This is a genomic window from Paenibacillus sp. J22R56, from assembly GCF_056269375.1.
The window spans coordinates 212160-232000 of the sequence record NZ_JBWDNV010000011.1 but is presented as its reverse complement, the minus strand read 5'-3'; the positions used below and the strand labels follow the sequence as shown (position 1 = coordinate 232000).

The following is a 19841-nucleotide window of genomic DNA, read 5'->3' as shown; positions in this document are numbered from 1 at the left end:
ATGACATTTTGAAGTTTAACAAGCAAGCTCGAATTATATTCCCGGCGGTTCTCTCGGCTAGTATCCTATCATCGGGGCTCGCCATTCCACTTCCTAAAGCAGCGGCTGCCGCCGATAACAGCGCCTCACAAGGCCAATGGCTGACCGGCGAGTTCCACGCTCATACGTTTGAATCCGACGATGCTCAAAGCTCCCTTGAATCGGTACTCGACCATGGCCTGACGACTTACGGCCTCGATTTCATTATGCTGGCCGATCATTTACGCTCCTCTGGACGAGACGACACGGGCGCACCAATTGCCGGCGGGGCAATTCCGCTATCGAAGGGACTGCTTAATTACCAGGTTCCGAAGACGAAGGCACTTCAAGAGGCAGGTAAATATGCCGGCAAGACGATTTTCTCCGGCTTCGAATGGGATATCCCGTCCCATGAGCATGGCTCCGTTGGCATCCTGACGGATGAGCCCGGCTCCGACGCAGCACTCAAGGCAGCTAACCAATTCGAATATCTGTTCACGAACCGTGATGCGACTTGGTTCAATCCAGCTGATGTTTTGCAGTGGGAAGCGTCCGACGACAGGGCTTACTCCACGCACGCGGACAGCTTGACCGCGATCAACTGGTTAAAGCGGAACTACCCGGAATCAAGCTATATGATCGTCAATCACCCTTCCCGTGGTGTTGGCAAATACAAAATTTCGGACTTCCGCGATTTCAACAATGCTGCCCCTGATATCGCGTTTGGCTTTGAGGGGATGCTTGGCAACCAAATGGAGCCGGACCGCGGCGGGTACAACTCGGCGTATGATCCTGCTAACCCAACGGCCAATGACAATTATAAGAACCGCTCGTATGGCGGTGTCGATTACATGGTCGCAAAAGTCGGCGGCGTTTGGGACTCTCTGCTTGGCGAAGGCCGTAAGTTCTGGAATTTCGCTAACTCCGACTACCATTTCAAAACAATTGACACCAACTCAAGCGGCTACTGGCCGGGTGAATACGCTAAAAACTATATTTGGAGCGAAGGAAAATCCGTGCAGGATATTCTGGACGGTATGCGATCGGGCAAAACGTTCTCTGTCTTTGGCGATTTGATCAACGCTCTGGACTTCAACATCGCAGACGGCGGCACGGACGCCGAAATGGGCGAAAGCCTGCAGGCGACAGAAGGCGATAAGCTTACGCTTACCATCAAATTCAAAAGCCCAGAGACCAATAACTATGAGAATCCAATCAATAGCGGCCAATCCGGCAACATGAAACCCACTGTCGATCATATCGACCTAATTGCGGGCGATGTGACAGGACTAGCGGAAAAAGGAACGCCGGCCTACGATAAGGATACAAATGATTCCACTCGCGTCGTTGCTACGTTCACGAGCGAAGATTGGACAACGGATGAGAACGGCTATAACGTCATTACATTTGACCTGCCGAAGGCAAGCAAAGATCAGTATTTCCGCCTGAGAGGTACGAATCTCGGTATGAACGTACCGGGTGAGACGCAGGACGGCAACCCGCTGATCGATCCAAAAACAACAACAGCAGATGCCACTACACGTTTCAACGAGATTAACGACCGCAACTACAAGGACCTGTGGTTCTACTCGAATCCAATCTTTGTGGATACGGCTGCATACACCGACGAGCAAGCAGTTAAGGATACGCTCGACAAGCTGACCCTTGGCAATGTTGACGCGATTACTGAGAATATCACTCTTCCTTCTGAAGGAGAGCACGGTGCGGCAATCGCCTGGGAAGAAACAGTCGACTCATCAAACGCCGTTACAATCGAGAATGGCATCGCCAAAGTAAACCGCCCAAGCGCGGGACAAGCTAACGCTTCCGTTACGCTCAAAGCAACTGCAACGCGCGGCGAATTATCGGATTCCAAAACCTTTGTGTTGACGATTAAGGCGCAGACTTCAACTTCGACTCCGGGCGGCGGAAACACATATCCACCGGACAATTCGCCAGCAACATCCGTATCCGTTAACATTGATCCGACAAAAGGCGCAGAGGGCAGCTTGAAAGACGTTATCTCCTTCAAGATACCGGCAGGGGCCGTATCTTCGAACGGAACAATCGGCGCGCAGGTTCTCTCTTCAGGACAACAGCCTCCGCTTGGCAATCTGCAGGCGCTGAGCCCAATCGTCGAGATGACCAGCAATGCGGGCACGACGTTTGGCAAGCCAGTTGAACTGACATTTAACTACGCAATGAAATCGACTGCACCAAACAGCCACCCTGCCGTGTACTACTACAACGAAAAGTTGAAGAAATGGATCTTCCTCGGAGGTAAAGCAAACGGAACGACCATTGCCGTCGACGTTAAGCATTTCACGAAATTCGGCGTGTTTGGCTACGTCCCTCAAACCTTCTCAGACCTGACCACATCGTGGGCAAAACCTTATGCCGACCGCTTAATCGGCATGGGAGTGATCTCCGGTTATGAAGATGGAAAGTTCCGTCCGGACCAGTCGGTCACCCGCGCCGAATGGGTAAAGCTGCTAGCTGATTCGCTTGGGTTGCCGACAGCATTCGGAGCAACCAGCTTCTCCGATGACAACCTTATCCCAGCATGGGCGAAAGCACACGTGAAAGCAGCCACCGATGCTGGCTATGTGACAGGCTTTGATACCAAAAACGGCTCTGTCTTCAACGCTTCGCAGCAGATCACTCGCGCCGAAATCGCGGTAATGGCCGCGCGTGTTCTGAAGGCTGCTGGTATCACTCCGCCTGGCGCCGGCAAGACATTCACCGATGCGTCGTCTATCCCGGCTTGGGCACTTGATGCCGTAAGCCAAACGACAGCTGCGGGTATCGTGAGCGGTTATCTGGACGGCACATTCCGACCCGATGACACTCTGACACGCGCTGAAGCGGTGAAAGTCGCTTATACCTTGCTTGATGCCTTAAATATCTAATAAAAAAATCCCTTCCGGCTGCTATATCACAGCTCGAAGGGATTTTTTTGTCGTTAGGAATGATTTCTACCGTATTTACGGGTTCGGTCGTCTTCGATGACGCCTTGCCAGTTCATGCCGAAGCCAAAATCATACTTATGCTGCTGAGAGTCGATATGGCACACCATGTCATGAGGCACGTCTTCGAGCTGCTCTTCAACCGTTCTCATATTTGCCGGCAACTGCAGCGGCAGCAAGCCGGACGGCTCCGTTTGACCGGAGAGCAGCTCCAGCATCGCCTTGTCGCTGGAACCAAAGTGAACAAGAATCGCATCAGCGCAAGGCTCGAACTCTTCCATCACAGTTGGATTGATAAGGAACAACGTGACGATAACCGGCTTTCCTCCCATTAATTGCTTCGTTTCGAGAACAAGATCCAAATCAGATTCGTTATGCGTCGTTACGGTCTTGCCTTTATACGAACGGTTTAACACATCATGTTCTCTAGCATCACCTGCGATACTTGTCTCGCGGGCATGATCAGCCGTATAAGGTCTGTATTGCAAGCTGATCGGCACGTAACCATTGCCTCCGGCAGCCGCATCCTCTTGACTATACCCCAATCCTGCTTTCGCGCCGCGAATCGCCACGATTGCGAAATCCGCATCGCTTGGATCATCGACAATTTCAAAGTGTTCGGCAGCGATCTCAAGATCTATTGGAGACTCATTGCGTTCGGGGATGGTAAACCCAACAAAATGCTTTTCCGGAGCCGAATATCTGCTGGGGATATACACGCGGCTGCGAGGCTTAAGTGGCAGTACCTGATCTTTATTTTTCACTAACACGACCGATTTGAGCTGCGCTTCGTGGCCTGCGTTAACGAAAGGCTCGCTGGCAACAAGCTTCTCGCTTTGCTCCGCATCGAGGTAGGGATTCTCGAACAGGCCTACCCGGAAAATATTCTTCAGCAGGCGGACCGCCGACTTCTCGAAACGTTCACGCATATAGGCCTCTCCGTGCTCATCAGCGCCCATCCGGTAGGCTTCCAGCACAGGCAGTGAATCATTATTGCCGCCGAACTGATCAACCCCGGCCATAAGAAGCTTGTAATGACGTTCAGCGACGGAAAGTCCTTCTACTCCCCATGACTTTCCGCCAAACATGGATTCGATGGCGACTCCCTCGTCTGCCGTAATGTTCCAGTCGGTGCATACAACGCCGTCATACCCATATTTCTCGCGAAGTAGGTCGGTAATAAGATACTTATTGTACGAATTCCCTACATTCTCTCCATTTATGTTATCCCGTCCATGAGAGATCGTATAATAAGGCATAACCGCGGAAGCTTGGCCGGTCTTGCCCTCCAGCTTAAAAGCTCCGTTTACGAATGGCTCGAGATGCTCCTCGAAGTTATTGCCAGGGTAAACAGCATATTTGCCAAATCCGAAATGCGCGTCCCTTCCGCCTTCTCCCGAACCGCCGCCCGGCCAATGCTTCACCATGGCGTTGACGCTGCCCGGTCCCCAGCCGTCTGCCGATCCGGCTTCCGATGTCTGGAACCCGTCCACGTACGCCCTGGCCATATCCGTCGACAGAAGAGGATCCTCGCCAAACGTACCGCTAAACCGGAACCAGCGCGGATCCGTTGCGATGTCGATTTGCGGAGACAATGCCGTGGTGATGCCAAGCGCACGATACTCCCGAGCTGCGACTTCCCCGAACTGCCTGACGATGCTGGAGTCAAACGTTGCTGCGAGTCCAAGCGTCTCCGGCCACTTCGAAATGCGACTTCCCGCTCCTCCGGTAAATTCCGCGCCGATATCAATACCGTGACGAGGATCCGAGCTTATGTTCACCGGGATACCCAAGCTTTCGGCTTCCGCAAACGCCTGCATCTGGTTACTCCACAGCGCTCCGTCTTTATTGCTGCTGAGCGCCATGACCAGAACATGCCGTACGTAATCCAGTCCGAGGAATGTTGCCTGCTGGTCGCTTAGTGTCCAAGCCTTCACCCCAGCTTCCTCGTACGGCTTGCCGCCGTAGGATCCTGTGAAAAACCCGCCGCTTGGAGAGGGCACGTTCTGATGGCTGCTGTACAGCATAAGTCCGGCAATCTGCTCAATCGTCATCCGGGAGGCGAGATCCCGTGCCCGCTCATCTGCAGGCAGCCTCCAATCCTCGTAAGGATGCAATTGTCCGTCCTTGCTTAAATCCTTGAATTTAAGACCGTCCTGTTCAATAATGCTAATGCCGGATGCCGGGCAATACCCCAGCGTTGGACCGCCTTCATTGGTTACATATTGTATATTCGCCTGTTCAAGCGTTGCAGCAATCGGATTCTTCATTCGATGGACCTCCTAGCCGTTTGATGCAGCCCATGCATCCAGCTGCTTTTGCTTTTCTGCGATAATTTTATCGATACCCGCTGCTTTTAACTGATCAATAAATTTAGGCAGTTGAGTCTCCGGATCAACCGTCCCCGTCTCAAGGGCGACCTTATATTGATTCGTAACGTTGGTTACGGCAGCGATTTCCGATTTCACGGCATCCGCATTAAAGATAAAGCCCATTGCTTTTGATTTCGTCGCGTTCTTGTTGAATGCCATTAACTCGTTCCACAGATCCGGACTATCTCCATTCCAGATGTAAGAAAGTGACTGATTGCCAAACATCCAGCCCAGTTGAAGATTATAGCCGGAGTTGGTAGCATCGACGCCTTGAGGGAAATCGATCACGTTCTCCGATACTTTCGTGTAATGTTTTCCTTCAATCCCGTAGTCAAACAGATTAATCAGGTCCTTGTCCGTATACATCAGATTAAGCAGCATCATAGCCCGCGAAGGATCTGCGGAGTTTCTTGCTACGCTCCACATAATGGAGGTGATATCACTCGTAGTTGAAATCGCCGGTTTGAAGTGGACCGATACCATCTCTTTCGCTGTATTTCTGGACTCCTGCGTTTCAATGCCTGGCTTCATATGGGAAATCCAAGAGAAGGCTTTGCCCGCTTTCACCATGTTGTATTGCGTTTCCGTGCTTGTCGCAGCATCCTTCGCAATGTAGCCGGCCAAATACCATCTTCTTACCGTTTCCAGCATTTCTTTGTATTCCGGTGCCTCATACATGTCAACGAGTTTCAAGTTATTGTCATTGCCGGGAAGGACACCGAACCCGTCGCTTAACGTATCAAACGCGCTTCGCACGAAGATGTCGATAATCGAATTGCCATACTTCACAGTCGGAACGATGTCCGGCTCATTGTCCTTGATGGTTTTGAATATCGCATCCAAATCATCAAGAGATTTGATAGATGTCGTATCGATGTTATATTTGTCTACCAAATCCTTGCGCATCGTAATACCGAAATCCGCTGCCAAATCCCTGATGCTCGGAACCGCATAAATTTCCCCTTCGATTTTCGTTGCGTTAATAAATCCGGGATCAAGGTTGTCCAGCGCTTCCTTGACACCATGGCCTTCATTCTCCAAATAATCGTTAAGCTCCAGGAACTGGCCTTTCGCTACATCCTGGCTGTAGGTTCCGAGCCCGCTCAGAATCAAGTCGACTTGCTCTTTGCCCGACATCATCAACGTTCTTTGCTGCGTCCAGGCACCCCATCCGATGGGAACCAGCTTAACCGTTGCATTGATTTTCTCTTTCGTAATCTTGTTGATCTCATCGGAGACAAGCTGCAAGTCCTTCGGCTCTCCGGCAGCCGGAAAGACCATCACGAGCTTCACCGGCTTAAGCGTCTGGCTTCCAGAATTATCGGAGCTGCTTGCTTCCTTGCCTGAACCGCTGTTAGCAGTGCCGCTGTTTCCGCCATTTCCGCCGTTGTTCCCTCCGCTGCATGCACTAAGTGCCGTAATGGATAATGTCAGCGCTAAAGCCAAATTTACGGAACGCATCTTTTTCATCCCAATGACCTCCCAATACTATTTATCTGTAAGCGATTACATGACTTAGGATAACGGAAACCGATTACCGGGGCTTTCACATTTCCGCACTGCTGCTTTCCATTTTCCGTCGAGCCATTATCCTTTTACTGCCCCAACCGTCAGGCCTTTCGCAAAATACTTCTGGAAGAACGGATAAGCAATGAGCAGCGGAATGACTCCGATAACCGCCATAGCCATCCGCATCGAGGCGAGTGGTATTCTAGCCGACAGACTGCTAGCCTGATTGCCTGATTGCGTTGAAGACTGCAGGTATTGAATATCCAGCAAAATCCGGTTAAGCAGATTCTGCAAGCTGTAATACTTGCTGTCCGTTAGATAAATGAGGCCGTTAAACCAATCGTTCCAGTACAGAATGACATAGAAGAGGCCTACCGTAGCCAGCACCGGAGTCGAAAGCGGCAGTACAATCCGGTAGAAGATTTTCCATTCCTTCGCCCCGTCGATATAGGCGGATTCAATAATCGCCGTTGGGATGGAGGTCGCAAAGAAGGTTCGCATCAGAATAATGAAAAATCCGTTCATCAACAAACCGGGGATAATCAGGGCAAGAAGCGTGTTTTTAAAATCAAAATAGTTCGTGTACAGCAGGTACGAAGGCACAAGCCCACCGTTAAACAACATGGTGAAAAATACATAGAATGCGAGAGAATTGCGGAAAGGCATCTCTATTCGCGAGAGCGGATACGCTACCATGGCGGTAAGCGACAAGCCGGCTGCCGTGCCAATGACCGTTGTAAGGATTGTAATACCATAAGCTCTAGCAATCTCCGAAGACGTATTCCATAAATATTGATAGGCCGAAAAGCTGATTTTGTCCGGGAAAAAAGCATAGCCGCTTCGGACAAGCTCCATGTCGTCGGTCAAGGAAGAAGAAAACAGCAGCCAGATCGGCATGAGGCAGAACAGAGTAAATATAATCATGACAAGGTTGAGGAGCCATTGATAAACTTTACCGGATGATTGCATGTATAACCTTCCCCTTTCTAGAACAAAGCGTTGTCCTTGTTGAATTTGCGTACGATGGCATTAGAAACGATGACAAGTATAAAGCCGACCAATGCCTGATAGAGACCGGCAGCCGAGGACATCCCAATATCTCCAAGGTTAATCAAGGCGCGGTAAACATACGTATCGATCGTATTGGTTACCGGCATAAGCGAGCCCGTATTAAGTGGTACCTGATAGAACAAGCCGAAGTCGGAGTAGAAGATCCGGCCAATGGCGAGCAGCGTCATGATGGTAATGACCGGCAACACGAGCGGGAAGGTAATTCTCACCACTTGCTGCCATCTGCCAGCCCCGTCAATCGTAGCTGCTTCGTAATATTCCTGGTCAATGCCGATGATCGCCGCCAAGTAGATAATGCACAAATTGCCGACGCCTTTCCATACGTTAACGATCGTTAGAATCCAAGGCCAATACTTCGTCTCGGAGTACCAGGAGATCGGGTCCATCCCCAGCATCGGAAGCAGGGTTTTGTTCATAAAGCCATTCTCGACATCCAGAAAGCCAAGCACCAAGTAGCCGACAATAACCATGGAGATCAAATACGGCAGCAAGATAAGCGTCTGATACGTTCTCGATAAAAAACGCTTGCGAATCTCATTAAGCATAATGGCGAGAGCAAATGCGATAGTTGTGTTCAGCACGATAAACAGGATGTTATAAAGCAGCGTATTTCTTGTAATGACATACGCATCCTGCGTCTTGAACAGATATTCGAAGTTTTTAAATCCGATCCAATCGCTTCCCATGATTCCTTTTGCAAAGTTAATGTCTTTGAAGGCGATCACGATGCCAAACATCGGTAAATAATTGTTAATGAACAGATACAGCAGACCTGGCAGCGCCATTAGAATGAGAGCCCGGTATTTCATTACCTTCTTCAGCTTCACAGCAATAGCCGAACGCTTCTTCGTCCGCATCGAGACCTGCTCCATGGCAGCAACTGACGTCTTGGTATTGGCATTCACGGACTTGACCACCTCTTTTTAGGATGACTTGTTCTTCATAGCTTCATAGTAGCTTAATGAACGTTGCCCAGGCTTCCAAGAATCCGTCATCCTGTTTTTGAGTTTCCGACATGAGACAAGTCTAAAGGCAGGCCTTTATCGCCGGCTGCTCAGCCTTCCGATACTCCTGGGGCGTCATCGATACTTCCTTCTTGAACAGCGTGGAGAAATAAGAAAAGTTGCAAAAGCCAACCGCAAGAGCTACGTTGCTGATTGTTGTATCCGTTTTGGCCAGCAGCTCCTTTGCAAGCTTGATTCGCTGCGTCAAAATATAATCGGATACGGATAAACCCGTCTCTTTCTTAAACAGCTTCACGATATAATCCGGGCTTAGCCCGACATAATCGGCAATATATTGCCTCGATAACTCCTGATCGAGATTTAGAGCAATATACCGCTTAATCTTCTCAATAATCGTCTCGCTCGCATCAACCTTGTACATCTGAACAAGAGCTGCCTCAAGCATCCCCTTCACCCAATGCTGTAAATCGTTCACGCTGCGGGTAGCGGTGAGCGCACGTGCAGGCGTCAAATCTTCCGAGAAGATTTCATCTGCACGCATGCCATGCTGCTGCAGCGCATAAAGCATCATCTGCAGAAAGTTTTGATAGAATCGCTGAAGTCCCTTTACGCCTAGGTTATCGATCTGCTTCCAAGCATCAAGATAATGCTGCGCCTCATCGATGACCTGTTTCATATTCCCTTGCTTAATAAGCTCCGACCAAACGGGGATGGGAGGCAAAGGAATCTGGCATTCGTCCTTCAATTGCCCGTCATACCATATAACGCGGTCTACGATATTGACCTGGCTTTTCTTAAAAGTCATCAATTGCTCGGCCATACTCCGCACTTCATGTGCCGGTACAGGTTTGCCAAAATAACAGGACAGATGGCAGCCCAAATATTGATTGCAGCCTTTAATAAAATCGATGCAGCGGCTCTGAATTTCCTTCCGGAAGTGATCATTGTCCTCCGCCTTCTCACGCGGGAAAACAATCATGAAATACTCCGGACTGATCCGGACAATTTTAGCATGAGGAGAGCGCAGCACAACAATCTCCTCCATGGCGTTGCGAAGCGCATATTCCATCAGCTGCGCATCACGGACAGATAACGGCTTCTCCCAATGCGAGATCGGAATAATGACAGGCAGAAATGCCATTGATTCGGTATAAGGCAGCTTTTGCTTTTGGATAACCTCCATCATTCTATTCCAGCTCGAGGGAATCGCCTGATTCAGCACATCCTGCCAGAACCGCTCCGCCTCTCTGCCGGCCGCCTCCCGCTCATCCCTGATTTTCTTAATCAGCCTCGACATGACATGCATCAATTCATCCGGGGGCACGGGTTTTAACAAATACTCAAAGCTGCCTAGCTGCAGCGCTTTTTTGGCATACTGGAAATCGGCATGGCAGGTAATAAAAATACATTCTGTTTGCGGATGATGCTCCTTCACCCATTCGTAGAGCTCCAGTCCGCTGCCCTGCGGCATCTCAATATCACAAATCATAATATCAAAGGGCTGCTCCATGAATTTCTCTTTGGCCTGCCTGGTATTGTTCGCAATGGATACGGAAGTAACCCAGACGCATTTCCAATTCACGCTTGCTTTTATGCCGCTCGCAATGATCGCTTCATCATCCACAATCAATAATCGATACATACGCTTACCCCGTTTCTTTGTACAGTGGCAAAATCATATCGATAACGGCTCCCTGATCATTCGAGAACGTTATTTCCGCCTCCGAGCGATACAAAAGACGCAGTCTGCGCCGGACATTCCAGATTCCGATATGTTCTCCGCCCTCACTTGTCAGATTCATTCCTTCGCTCAGCTTGCCTAGAATTTCCTCGGAAAAGCCGCAGCCCGTGTCCCGAATCCGGATATGCAGCTTCTCTGCCTCCGTCTCTCCGGTTGTTCCGATCACAATCTCTATATGAGTCGGCTCATCCGTATTTACCGCATGCTTAATGGTGTTCTCGGCAAAGCTCTGGATAATCAATGGCGGAATAACGCAGTCCTGCAAACCCTCTTCGGCAAAAACGGAATAGGACAAGCTGCCGGGGAACCGGAAGCCCTGGATCTTCAAGTAGTGCTCGGTCAGACTAAGCTCGTCCTGCAGCAGCGCATAATCGGTCTGGCTGCGGAACATTAACCGGAAGTAGCGAATAAGCGACAGAGAAAGCTCCTGAATCAAGTCGTATTTCTTTTCCTGGGCCATGTAGTAGACGACATTCAGACTGTTCAAGAAGAAATGCGGGTTGATTTGCAGCTGAAGCTGTTTAAGCTCCGCACGCTGGCTGTTTAGCTGCTCCTCGTAAACGTCGATCTTTAATTGCTGAAGCTCGCCTACCATGCTATTGAACGTTTTATTCATCAGCTCGAATTCATTGGAGGTTGGCCGATCGGGTATTCTCGCCTCCAGGTAGCCTTCTTTGATTTTGCGCATCGCGGTAACAATCCGGCGGATCGGCAGCAGGACCACTCTGCGGAGGAAGTAGATCGAGGCAAGCAGGATAAGAACGGAGCCTGTAGCCATAAACAGAATGACCCGCTGCAGGTAAGGCAGCTTCTCCAGAATCGTATGATCAGGAACCACTGCCGCCAGACCAAAATCCCCGATACTTGATGTCTTCCCAATGACCAGATATTGCTGTTTGTCTCCGGTAAGACGGTAGTCGTCTGACTGAAAGGCCAAATTAATCCCATGTTCGTTAATAAAGGCCTTGTCCTGTACAGCAGCATGATCCCCGTCTACCAGTAGCGCTCTGCCTTCATCCCCTAGATCAAGAAGATCAAGCGGACCCATGACCTCGGAAGCATTCACTCCGGCTCCTATGTACAAGCCTCCCACCTTTACGATGTGGAGAAAATAATCCTGGTGCTGCATGGGCAGTACAGCCCAGCGGTCGTAAGAAACGTTCTCGTTCTCCGATGCTGAGGCAGCCCGCGCAAACCCAACAATAGCCTGTTGAATCGGTTCATTATCCGAATCAGCAGACCCCGCAACTTTTGGTGCGAACAGCAAATCATCGTTTACGGGCGAATAAACGAAGAAATAATCAAGCCCTTTATAATAAATCGTGTTATCTCTCAATTTGCTGAACAGCCAGATCCGCTCCAGATTATACCCGTCCACATCCGATTTGGAGGAGCTCTCAAGATGAATTAATCCAGATTCCTCGGCAGCGAATTTAAGCAGAAACTGGTCGATATCGTTCAGCTTATTGTCGATGATCCCCATATACAGATTGAGCATATTGCTGTTCGACTGCGCAACCTGATTGCGTACAACATCCATCGAATAGAAATTGTTATAGATCAGAAAGGAAACCATCGGAGCAATAATAAGGAAGATTCCGGCTATAAGCTTAATGTGCAGCGAATTAAACACGGTCCGGTCGAATGGTTTCATGCGGGATCCATCCCCTTGCGCCTCTGGAATATGAGTATTGATACGGACAGACAGCCCGCAAAAAAACAAAGGAACCTTCCCGTATAATGGAAGGTTCCAGGAACGGGAGGTTGGTTATAACTCTACGACTTTTCCTGTTTCAGCCGATTTATAAATCGCTTCTAATATCTGCGTCACCACGTAAGCCTGTTCAGGCTTCACTAGCGGTTCCGTGTCATTTTGAATACATTCCAGCCATTGTCTCGCTTCTTTCACGCCATCCTCTTCGGCTCCAGGGCCGAAATACGCAATGCCTCCGCTGACAGACGGCTTTGTTTCCACCAGTTGCCCATGCTTCACGCTGTTATAGATGACATCCGACTTACCCATGACTGAGCTTGCTCTCATCTCTGCCCCACCCTCTGTGCCGCAGAGCGTTGTCATCGCTTCTCTCGAATCCGTTGTATTTAATGCCCACGCTGACTCCAGGAAGATAGTAGCGCCGTTCTCCATTTTAATAAATCCGAAAGCGGAATCTTCTACCTTATAGCTCTCCGGGTCCCAAGGGCCGAGCATATTGCCTTCGTATTTATCCGCCATCTTATGGAACACAGAGCCGGATACCGATACAGGCTTATAGTTGTCCATGAACCATAACGCCAAATCCAGCGCATGAGTGCCTAAATCGATCAATGGCCCGCCGCCCTGCTGTTCCTTGTCAAGAAATACGCCCCACGTCGGAACCCCGCGTCTGCGGACGGCATGTGCTTTGGCCACATAAATATCGCCAAGCTCGCCTTCTCGACAGGCCTTATAGAGCGCCTGAGAATCATTGCGGAACCGGTTCTGATAACCGATCGTCAGCTTCTTGCCTGTTCGCTTTGCAGCGTCGACCATTTTCTTCGCTTCCATGGAGTTGATGGCCATCGGCTTCTCGCACATCACATGTTTGCCTGCTTCAAGAGCATCCACGCTGATAAAAGAGTGCTGCAGGTTAGGTGTGAGCACATGAACAACATCGATGGAGTTATCCTTCAGCAGCTCCTTGTAGTCGGTATAAACCTTGGCATTATCTCCGCCAAAATCCTTGGCTGCTTTCTGAGCACGTTCCTCCACGATATCGCAGAACGCGACCATTTCTCCCAATTGCGGCAGCTTGGCCAGTGACGGCATATGTTTTTGGACGGCGATACCGCCGCAGCCGATTATACCGATTCTTAATTTTTGGTTTGTCATATTCATTACACCTCCTGTTCCTCTACTATGAATTGTTGAATTTGCGCTAAATCTTGACGGATGCTGGCGAACTTGTCGGCCGACTCTCCTTCATTCTCCACCAAGGCATATCGCACATGTCCCATAGAAAGAACCTGCTCGTAGACGCCGGCGAAATCGAATTGGCCAGTGCCAAGATCAACAAAGTCGCCAGGTCCTACATACTTCTGATAAGCCTCGAAGGGACTACTCATATCGTCGCCTTCCCGCTCGGCAGCTTCCAATATATTAAGCGGACCTTTAAGCTCGGCAGCCAGATCCTTCTGGTGAATAATATCGCAGCGCTCTCCAAGCTTCCGGAGAACAGCAACGGGATCCAGCCCCGCGCGCATGACCCATGCCATATCAACCTCGAATTTCAAATAGGAAGGGTCCGTGTTTTCCAGCAAAATATCAAACAACGTTTCATTGCCGCTCGATTTGAATTCATGAGCATGGTTATGCAGATAAAATTGCAGACCATTGTCCTTCATTTTTTTACCGATTTGGTTCATTTGTTCAGCGGCTCTAAGTGTGTTCTCCCGATTGGAAATCCAGACCGAAGGCAGCACAATACGTTCGCAGCCGATACCGCCGTAATACCGGATCAGACCGTCCCAATCATTGGACAACAAATCTTCCCCGGGCTTTGCACCTTCGTGAACGGCCATAGGGTTAAGGCCAAACTCCCGGCATTTGTCCCGAAGCGATTCCATCGAAATCTCGTCGATATAGCGCGTAAAGGACTTCATATTGAAGCCGATAAGCTCGATATTCTCATACCCAGCTTCAGCCACCTTTTGCAAAGTGCCAAAGTAATCCTCGCCAAGCTCCCTGTATACCGAAAAAATATTAATGCCCGCTTTAATCGTCATTTCCTGGCCTGCCTCCTTAAAAGAATTGTGAAGCAATTCTTGCTTCGTAAGCATTAACTTGAAAGAATTGTGAAACTATGAAGTAATGATGATTTGTTGCTCATCTGTATCATAACGAACTGTAGCGAAACTCTCTTTCACGTAACCGACATCATCCTTTTGAATTTCCGCACATCACGATATTAGATTTGATTGAGCTGTGCCAGGAGTCCATCCAGCATCTCGTCTGTAAAAGCACCTTGGCTGAAAGAGACCATAGCTCGCAGCGGCATATATTTCATCATCTCGGCAAACATCTCGCCCGTACCTTCACCCATGGCGTCTTTCATCGAGTCGCTGTCCATCGAGGCACCCATGCCAGACTGGAAGCTCTGAATCAGCCCTTGTACAACCGGCGCTCGGTCCGGGTCGCTCATCAGATCGGCAAGAAGCGTACTGCGGTCGACTGTTGTTTTCACTTTAACAGTAGACTCGACGAACAGTGTATCGCTCAGCACAATATCTTCGGAGGAGCGTCCGATCAGAATGTTAAAATCCCCTGACTCGACATGCCAGTCTTTTAGCTGCACGTTGTAATACGCGAAGGAGCGTTTGTCCAGCGTCAGTGTTACCGTCGTTTTCACGCCAGGCTGCAGTTCAACCTTTGCGAACTGTTTCAGCTCTTTCTGAGGACGTATAACGGTGCTCTCCGCGTCGCGTACATAGAGCTGAAGGATTTCTTTTCCCGCATGAGCGCCGGTATTCTGCACGGTCACCTGTACATTCAAAGTATCCGTATCCTGCATTGCCTTGCTGCTCAGCCTGAGATCGGAATAAGCAAACGTCGTATAGCTAAGTCCGTGTCCAAACGGAAACAGCGGCTTGACCTGCTTCGTGTCGTAATAACGGTACCCGACAAATAGCCCCTCGCGGTATTCCACGCGGTTGCCTTCGCCAGGGAAGAACAGAAACGATGGGTTGTCGCTAAGCTTCATAGGGAATGTCTCGGCCAGCTTTCCGCTTGGATTTACAATGCCGAACAGGACATCCGCTATTGCGCCCCCAACGGCTTGACCGCCCAAATAAGCTTCCACCACCGATCCAACTTGACCGATCCAAGGCATCTCAACCGGGGAACCGTTAAATAGAACAACTACGACATTGCTTTGCACGCCGGCAATAGCTTCAATGAGGCGGTTCTGATTCGCGGGCATCTGCAGATGCTTGCGGTCATAACCTTCGGATTCATAGCGGTCCGGCAATCCCGCAAAGATAATTGCCGCATCGGCGCCTTTGGCCGCTTCAATCGCTTCTACAAGCAAACTCTCGTCGGTATCATCTTTATCCACATGATAGCCTTGCGCGTACACGATAGCAGCGGCATCACCCGCAAGTGTTTGAATTTCCTCAAACGGCACATCGATCTGCGTTGGTTTAATATGAGAACTGCCCCCGCCTTGATATCTTGGCTTTTGCGCAAATGCGCCTATCACAGCCAATTTTTTATTTTGCTGGAGCGGAAGCAGGTTTTGTTCGTTTTTCAGCAGCACCATCGTTTCCCCGGCAACCTTCCGGGCAAGTGCATGATGCTCCGCACGGTCGTAATCAGCCTCCGGTTTCCTGTTATCCACACTCTTGAAAATGAGGTTCAAAATCCGTTCAACCGCGCGGTCGAGCACCTCTTCAGGAAGTTGGCCGTTTTGGACAGCTGCCACGATTTTACGGTCGTTGACGCCGCCGCTCGATGGCATCTCCAGCTCTTGGCCGGCAGCGAGGCCATCTACGCGGTTGTTGTTCGCCCCCCAGTCCGTCACAACCAGACCTTCATGGCCCCATTCATCCTTCAGAATATCAGTAAGCAAGTAAGGATTTTCGGATGCATATGTACCGTTCACCTTGTTATAAGCGCTCATGACCGTCCAAGGCTGAGCTTTACGCACAGCACCTTCGAAGCTGGCCAAATAAATTTCACGCAGCGTGCGCTCATCAACAACCGCATCTACGCCCATCCGGCGGTGCTCCTGGTTGTTCACCGCAAAATGCTTCAGCGAAGTGCCAACGCCTTGGCTCTGAACGCCGTTAATATGGCTTGCGGCTATCTCGGAGGAGAGATAAGGATCCTCGGAAAAATATTCGAAGTTGCGTCCACAAAGCGGCGAGCGTTTAATATTGGCACCGGGTCCAAGCAAGACGGCGATATCCTCTGCCTGACATTCTTCGCCAAGCGCTACTCCGACGCTGCCGATCAACTCGCGGTCCCAGGAGCTTGCCATCCCAGCAGCAGAAGGAAAGCAAGTAGCAGGTACACTCTCGAAAATGCCAAGATGATCGGTTCCTCCTTGCTGCTTACGCAGTCCATGCGGTCCGTCTGTCACCATAATGCTCGGGATGCCTAAACGCTCAACACCTTTCAGACGCCAAAAATCGAGGCCAGAGCACATGCCCGCTTTTTCCTCCAATGTCATTTCGGACAGAATAGCCTGAATATCACACTTCACTTGAAATCCCCCTTAATATCCATCGCTATCACGAATTACAATTTTATTTTCGCATGAATGCGCTTACTTTTATGGTATAATAGTCAGAAAAATTGTACAGTTCTGGGGTGGATATAACGTGGAGACTGCCATTCATTCAAGCGATCTTTCTCATTTATGCAAGCTCCTTCAGGAGAGCTGCCAGCTGCCCGTCTTTTATACCCAGAACAATCAGCCTTCGGCTGAAGCTGCCGCCCTGGCTAGCATCCCGTTAAGTCCGTTATTTCCCGGTCTGGAGGAGCTTGTTCAATCTCTTCTCAAGCTGGAGACGGTATATCCCCTGATTCGCACGACAAACTTCTGGGAGCAATTCATTATTATTCCCGTCAACCATAGCGGTCAGGATAAAGCGTTCATCGTCATCGGGCCTTCCATTCAAGAGCTTCCGTCAGAGGAGCATGTGTCCAAGCAATTATGCGATTATCAAATCTCCTATCGAGAAAAACCGGCCTGGTCGGCCTATTGGAATAGCTTGCCGAGAGTAAACCGGATGCGGTTGCTGCATATTTGCGTAATGGCAAATCTGCTTGTTAATCAAGAGACATTGGAGATTACCGATGTGCTTCAATATGGCTTCAAGTATGCTCAGCCAAAAGACTTCAAGAATGAGGTCGAGCTGACCATCTCTGCTCACCGAGAGTCCTTGATTCTTCATCAAAGCATTGAGGAGGAAAGAAAGTTCTTTCATTTGATCAGAGTAGGCGATACGGCCGGTTTAATGATTAAATTAGCGGAGTTTCCTCAAGACGGGGTTGGTGTTTTGTCCAAACGCAGTTATATACGGAGTTCTAAAAACCTGGCGATTTGCGGCATTGCGCTGGGGATGCGTGCAGCCATCGCAGGAGGCCTCTACGAGGAACAGGCTTATATGCTGAGTGACTTGTATATTCAACAAATTGAAGAGCTTCATGATGTCCAGTCGGTGGAGGCTGCCATGGCAACCGCACTGCTGGATTTTTCAGAGAGGGTCAGCCATAGCCGGAGTCATGTTCTATCCAAACCGGTCAGGGTGTGCCGGGAATATATCTATACCCATCTCTACGAGGATATCACGGTAGACAAACTGGTAGAGCTATCGGGGCTGAACAGCAGCTACCTTATGCATCTGTTCAAGAAAGAGACCGGACAGACTTTAACGAGCTATATGAAAAAGGAGCGGATCGAGGAGGCAAAAAAGCTGCTTCAAATGACAAGTGACTCGGTTTCCTCCATCGGGACTCGCCTTGGTTTTTACGATCAGGCACATTTCATTAAAGTGTTTAAAAAATACGCGGGAACAACGCCAAAGCATTATCGGGCTACTTTATAGATGAAAGAAGGGGCTGTCCCCTCAGCCATTGGCTTTTGGGACAACCCCTACTCTATTGCTTGCTATTTTCTATTCCCACTCGATTGTTGCAGGTGGTTTCGACGTTACGTCGTAGACGATACGGTTTACGTTGTCTACTTCGTTAACGATACGTACCGAGATTTTCTCGAGTACGTCCCAAGGAATACGAGCCCAGTCAGCTGTCATGCCGTCGATGGACGTTACAGCACGGATGCCGACAGTGTACGAGTACGTACGCGCGTCACCCATAACGCCAACGGATTTCATGCCAGGCAGAGCTGTGAAGTACTGCCAAATTTCACGATCAAGACCTGCTTTGATGATCTCTTCGCGCAGAATCGCATCGGATTCGCGAACGATGTGCAGCTTGTCCTCTGTTACTTCGCCCAGTACACGGATCGCAAGACCTGGACCTGGGAACGGTTGACGCCATACGATTTCGGAAGGCAGACCACACTCTTCGCCGACTTTACGAACTTCGTCTTTGAACAATGCTTTAAGCGGCTCAACAAGCTTGAACTTGATATCTTCAGGCAATCCGCCAACGTTGTGGTGGGATTTGATTGTTTGAGCTGTAGCTGTACCACTCTCTACGATATCGGTGTAAAGCGTGCCTTGTGCCAGGAATTCGAAGTCATCGAACTTCGCGGATTCTTCTTGGAAGACGTAGATGAATTCGTTACCGATGATTTTACGTTTTTGCTCAGGGTCATCGACGCCTGCCAATTTGCCCATGAAGCGGTCACGCGCATCAATTTTCACAACCTTCATGTCGAACTTGCCAACGAAGGTTTCCATAACGCCTTCTGCTTCGCCTTTACGCAGCAGACCATGGTCGATGAACATACAAGTCAATTGATCGCCAATTGCTTTGTGAAGCAGAATCGCTACAACGGAAGAATCAACGCCGCCGGACAAAGCACAAAGAACTTTCTTGTCGCCAACTTCGTTGCGAATTTCTTGGATCGTATCTTCGATGAACGATTCCATCGTCCAGTTGCCTTCGCAGCCACAGATGTTGTACAGGAAGTTACGGATCATTTCGTTTCCATACACAGAGTGACGAACCTCTGGGTGGAATTGTACTGCATAGAATTTACGATCAGCGTTACTCATTGCTGCGATTGGCGCATGCTCTGTGCTTGCGTCGACGCGGAAGCCCGCAGGTGGCTCAACAACAAGATCACTATGACTCATCCATACGGTTTGACGTGCTTCGAGGCCTTCTGCCAGATGGCTGCCTGCTGCAAAGTCAACTTCAGCTTTACCGTACTCGCGTTTGCCTGCACGCTCAACTTTACCTTCGAGCTGATGGGACATCAGCTGCATGCCGTAGCAAATACCAAAGATTGGCACTCCAAGATCGTAGATGGCTGGATCAACGAGCGGAGATTTTTCTTCATAAACGCTAGCCGGTCCTCCCGAGAATACGATACCTTTCGGTTGTAGTTCACGGATCCGTTCTACCGACGTGTTAAATGGCAGCAGTTCGCTGTAAACGCCCAAGTCGCGAATGCGGCGTGCGATCAGCTGGTTGTATTGTCCTCCGAAGTCGAGAACAATGATAATTTCATTCTTGTTCATTACCGAG

The 19841-nt window shown here is 49.7% G+C and carries 12 protein-coding genes; 2 read left to right on the top strand and 10 right to left on the bottom strand.

From position 1 onward, the window contains the following. Positions 1–8: 8 nt before the first annotated feature. Positions 9–2927 (top strand): S-layer homology domain-containing protein, encoded by a 2919-nt coding sequence (locus tag AC0YNT_RS25585; RefSeq protein ID WP_475807141.1) that lies wholly within the window; start codon positions 9–11, stop codon positions 2925–2927. A 53-nt stretch (positions 2928–2980) separates the two neighbouring features. Here the strand turns inward: AC0YNT_RS25585 and AC0YNT_RS25580 are convergent, their stop codons facing one another. From AC0YNT_RS25580 to AC0YNT_RS25540, 9 genes are all read right to left on the bottom strand, one after another. Further along, the gene (locus AC0YNT_RS25580) at positions 2981–5254 is read right to left on the bottom strand and encodes a glycoside hydrolase family 3 protein (protein ID WP_475807140.1); all 2274 of its coding nucleotides are present in this window, start codon (positions 5252–5254) and stop codon (positions 2981–2983) included. A gap of 12 nt (positions 5255–5266) precedes the next feature. Further along, a complete protein-coding gene (locus AC0YNT_RS25575) occupies positions 5267–6826 on the bottom strand; it encodes an ABC transporter substrate-binding protein (protein ID WP_475807139.1) in 1560 nt (519 codons plus the stop codon). Positions 6827–6943: 117 nt separating this feature from the next. Beyond that, complete coding sequence (locus tag AC0YNT_RS25570) at positions 6944–7834, bottom strand: carbohydrate ABC transporter permease (protein WP_475807138.1); 891 nt, start codon at positions 7832–7834, stop codon at positions 6944–6946. 17 nt (positions 7835–7851) lie between these two features. Then, entirely contained in the window at positions 7852–8793 is a 942-nt protein-coding gene (locus tag AC0YNT_RS25565; protein ID WP_475807240.1) for an ABC transporter permease, read from the bottom strand. Between the two features lie 169 nt (positions 8794–8962). Further along, entirely contained in the window at positions 8963–10543 is a 1581-nt protein-coding gene (locus AC0YNT_RS25560; protein ID WP_475807137.1) for a response regulator transcription factor, read from the bottom strand. Between the two features lie 4 nt (positions 10544–10547). Next, positions 10548–12296, bottom strand: a complete 1749-nt coding sequence (locus AC0YNT_RS25555; protein ID WP_475807136.1) for a sensor histidine kinase — start codon at positions 12294–12296, stop codon at positions 10548–10550. Positions 12297–12410: 114 nt separating this feature from the next. Beyond that, on the bottom strand, positions 12411–13511 hold the full coding sequence (locus AC0YNT_RS25550) for a Gfo/Idh/MocA family protein (RefSeq protein ID WP_475807135.1): 1101 nt from the start codon (positions 13509–13511) through the stop codon (positions 12411–12413). Positions 13512–13516: 5 nt separating this feature from the next. Then, entirely contained in the window at positions 13517–14404 is an 888-nt protein-coding gene (locus AC0YNT_RS25545) for a sugar phosphate isomerase/epimerase family protein (RefSeq protein ID WP_475807134.1), read from the bottom strand. A 182-nt stretch (positions 14405–14586) separates the two neighbouring features. Further along, entirely contained in the window at positions 14587–16881 is a 2295-nt protein-coding gene (locus tag AC0YNT_RS25540; protein WP_475807133.1) for a beta-glucosidase, read from the bottom strand. 118 nt (positions 16882–16999) lie between these two features. Between AC0YNT_RS25540 and AC0YNT_RS25535 the strand changes: the two genes are divergently transcribed. After that, positions 17000–18229, top strand: coding sequence for a helix-turn-helix domain-containing protein (locus AC0YNT_RS25535; RefSeq protein ID WP_475807132.1), 1230 nt, complete (start codon positions 17000–17002; stop codon positions 18227–18229). A gap of 69 nt (positions 18230–18298) precedes the next feature. On the opposite strand, the gene guaA is transcribed toward AC0YNT_RS25535, so the two are convergent. Continuing rightward, positions 18299–19834 carry a glutamine-hydrolyzing GMP synthase gene (gene guaA, locus AC0YNT_RS25530; RefSeq protein ID WP_475807131.1) on the bottom strand — a complete coding sequence of 512 codons (1536 nt, stop codon included), beginning with the start codon at positions 19832–19834 and terminating at the stop codon, positions 18299–18301. Positions 19835–19841 lie beyond the last annotated feature (7 nt).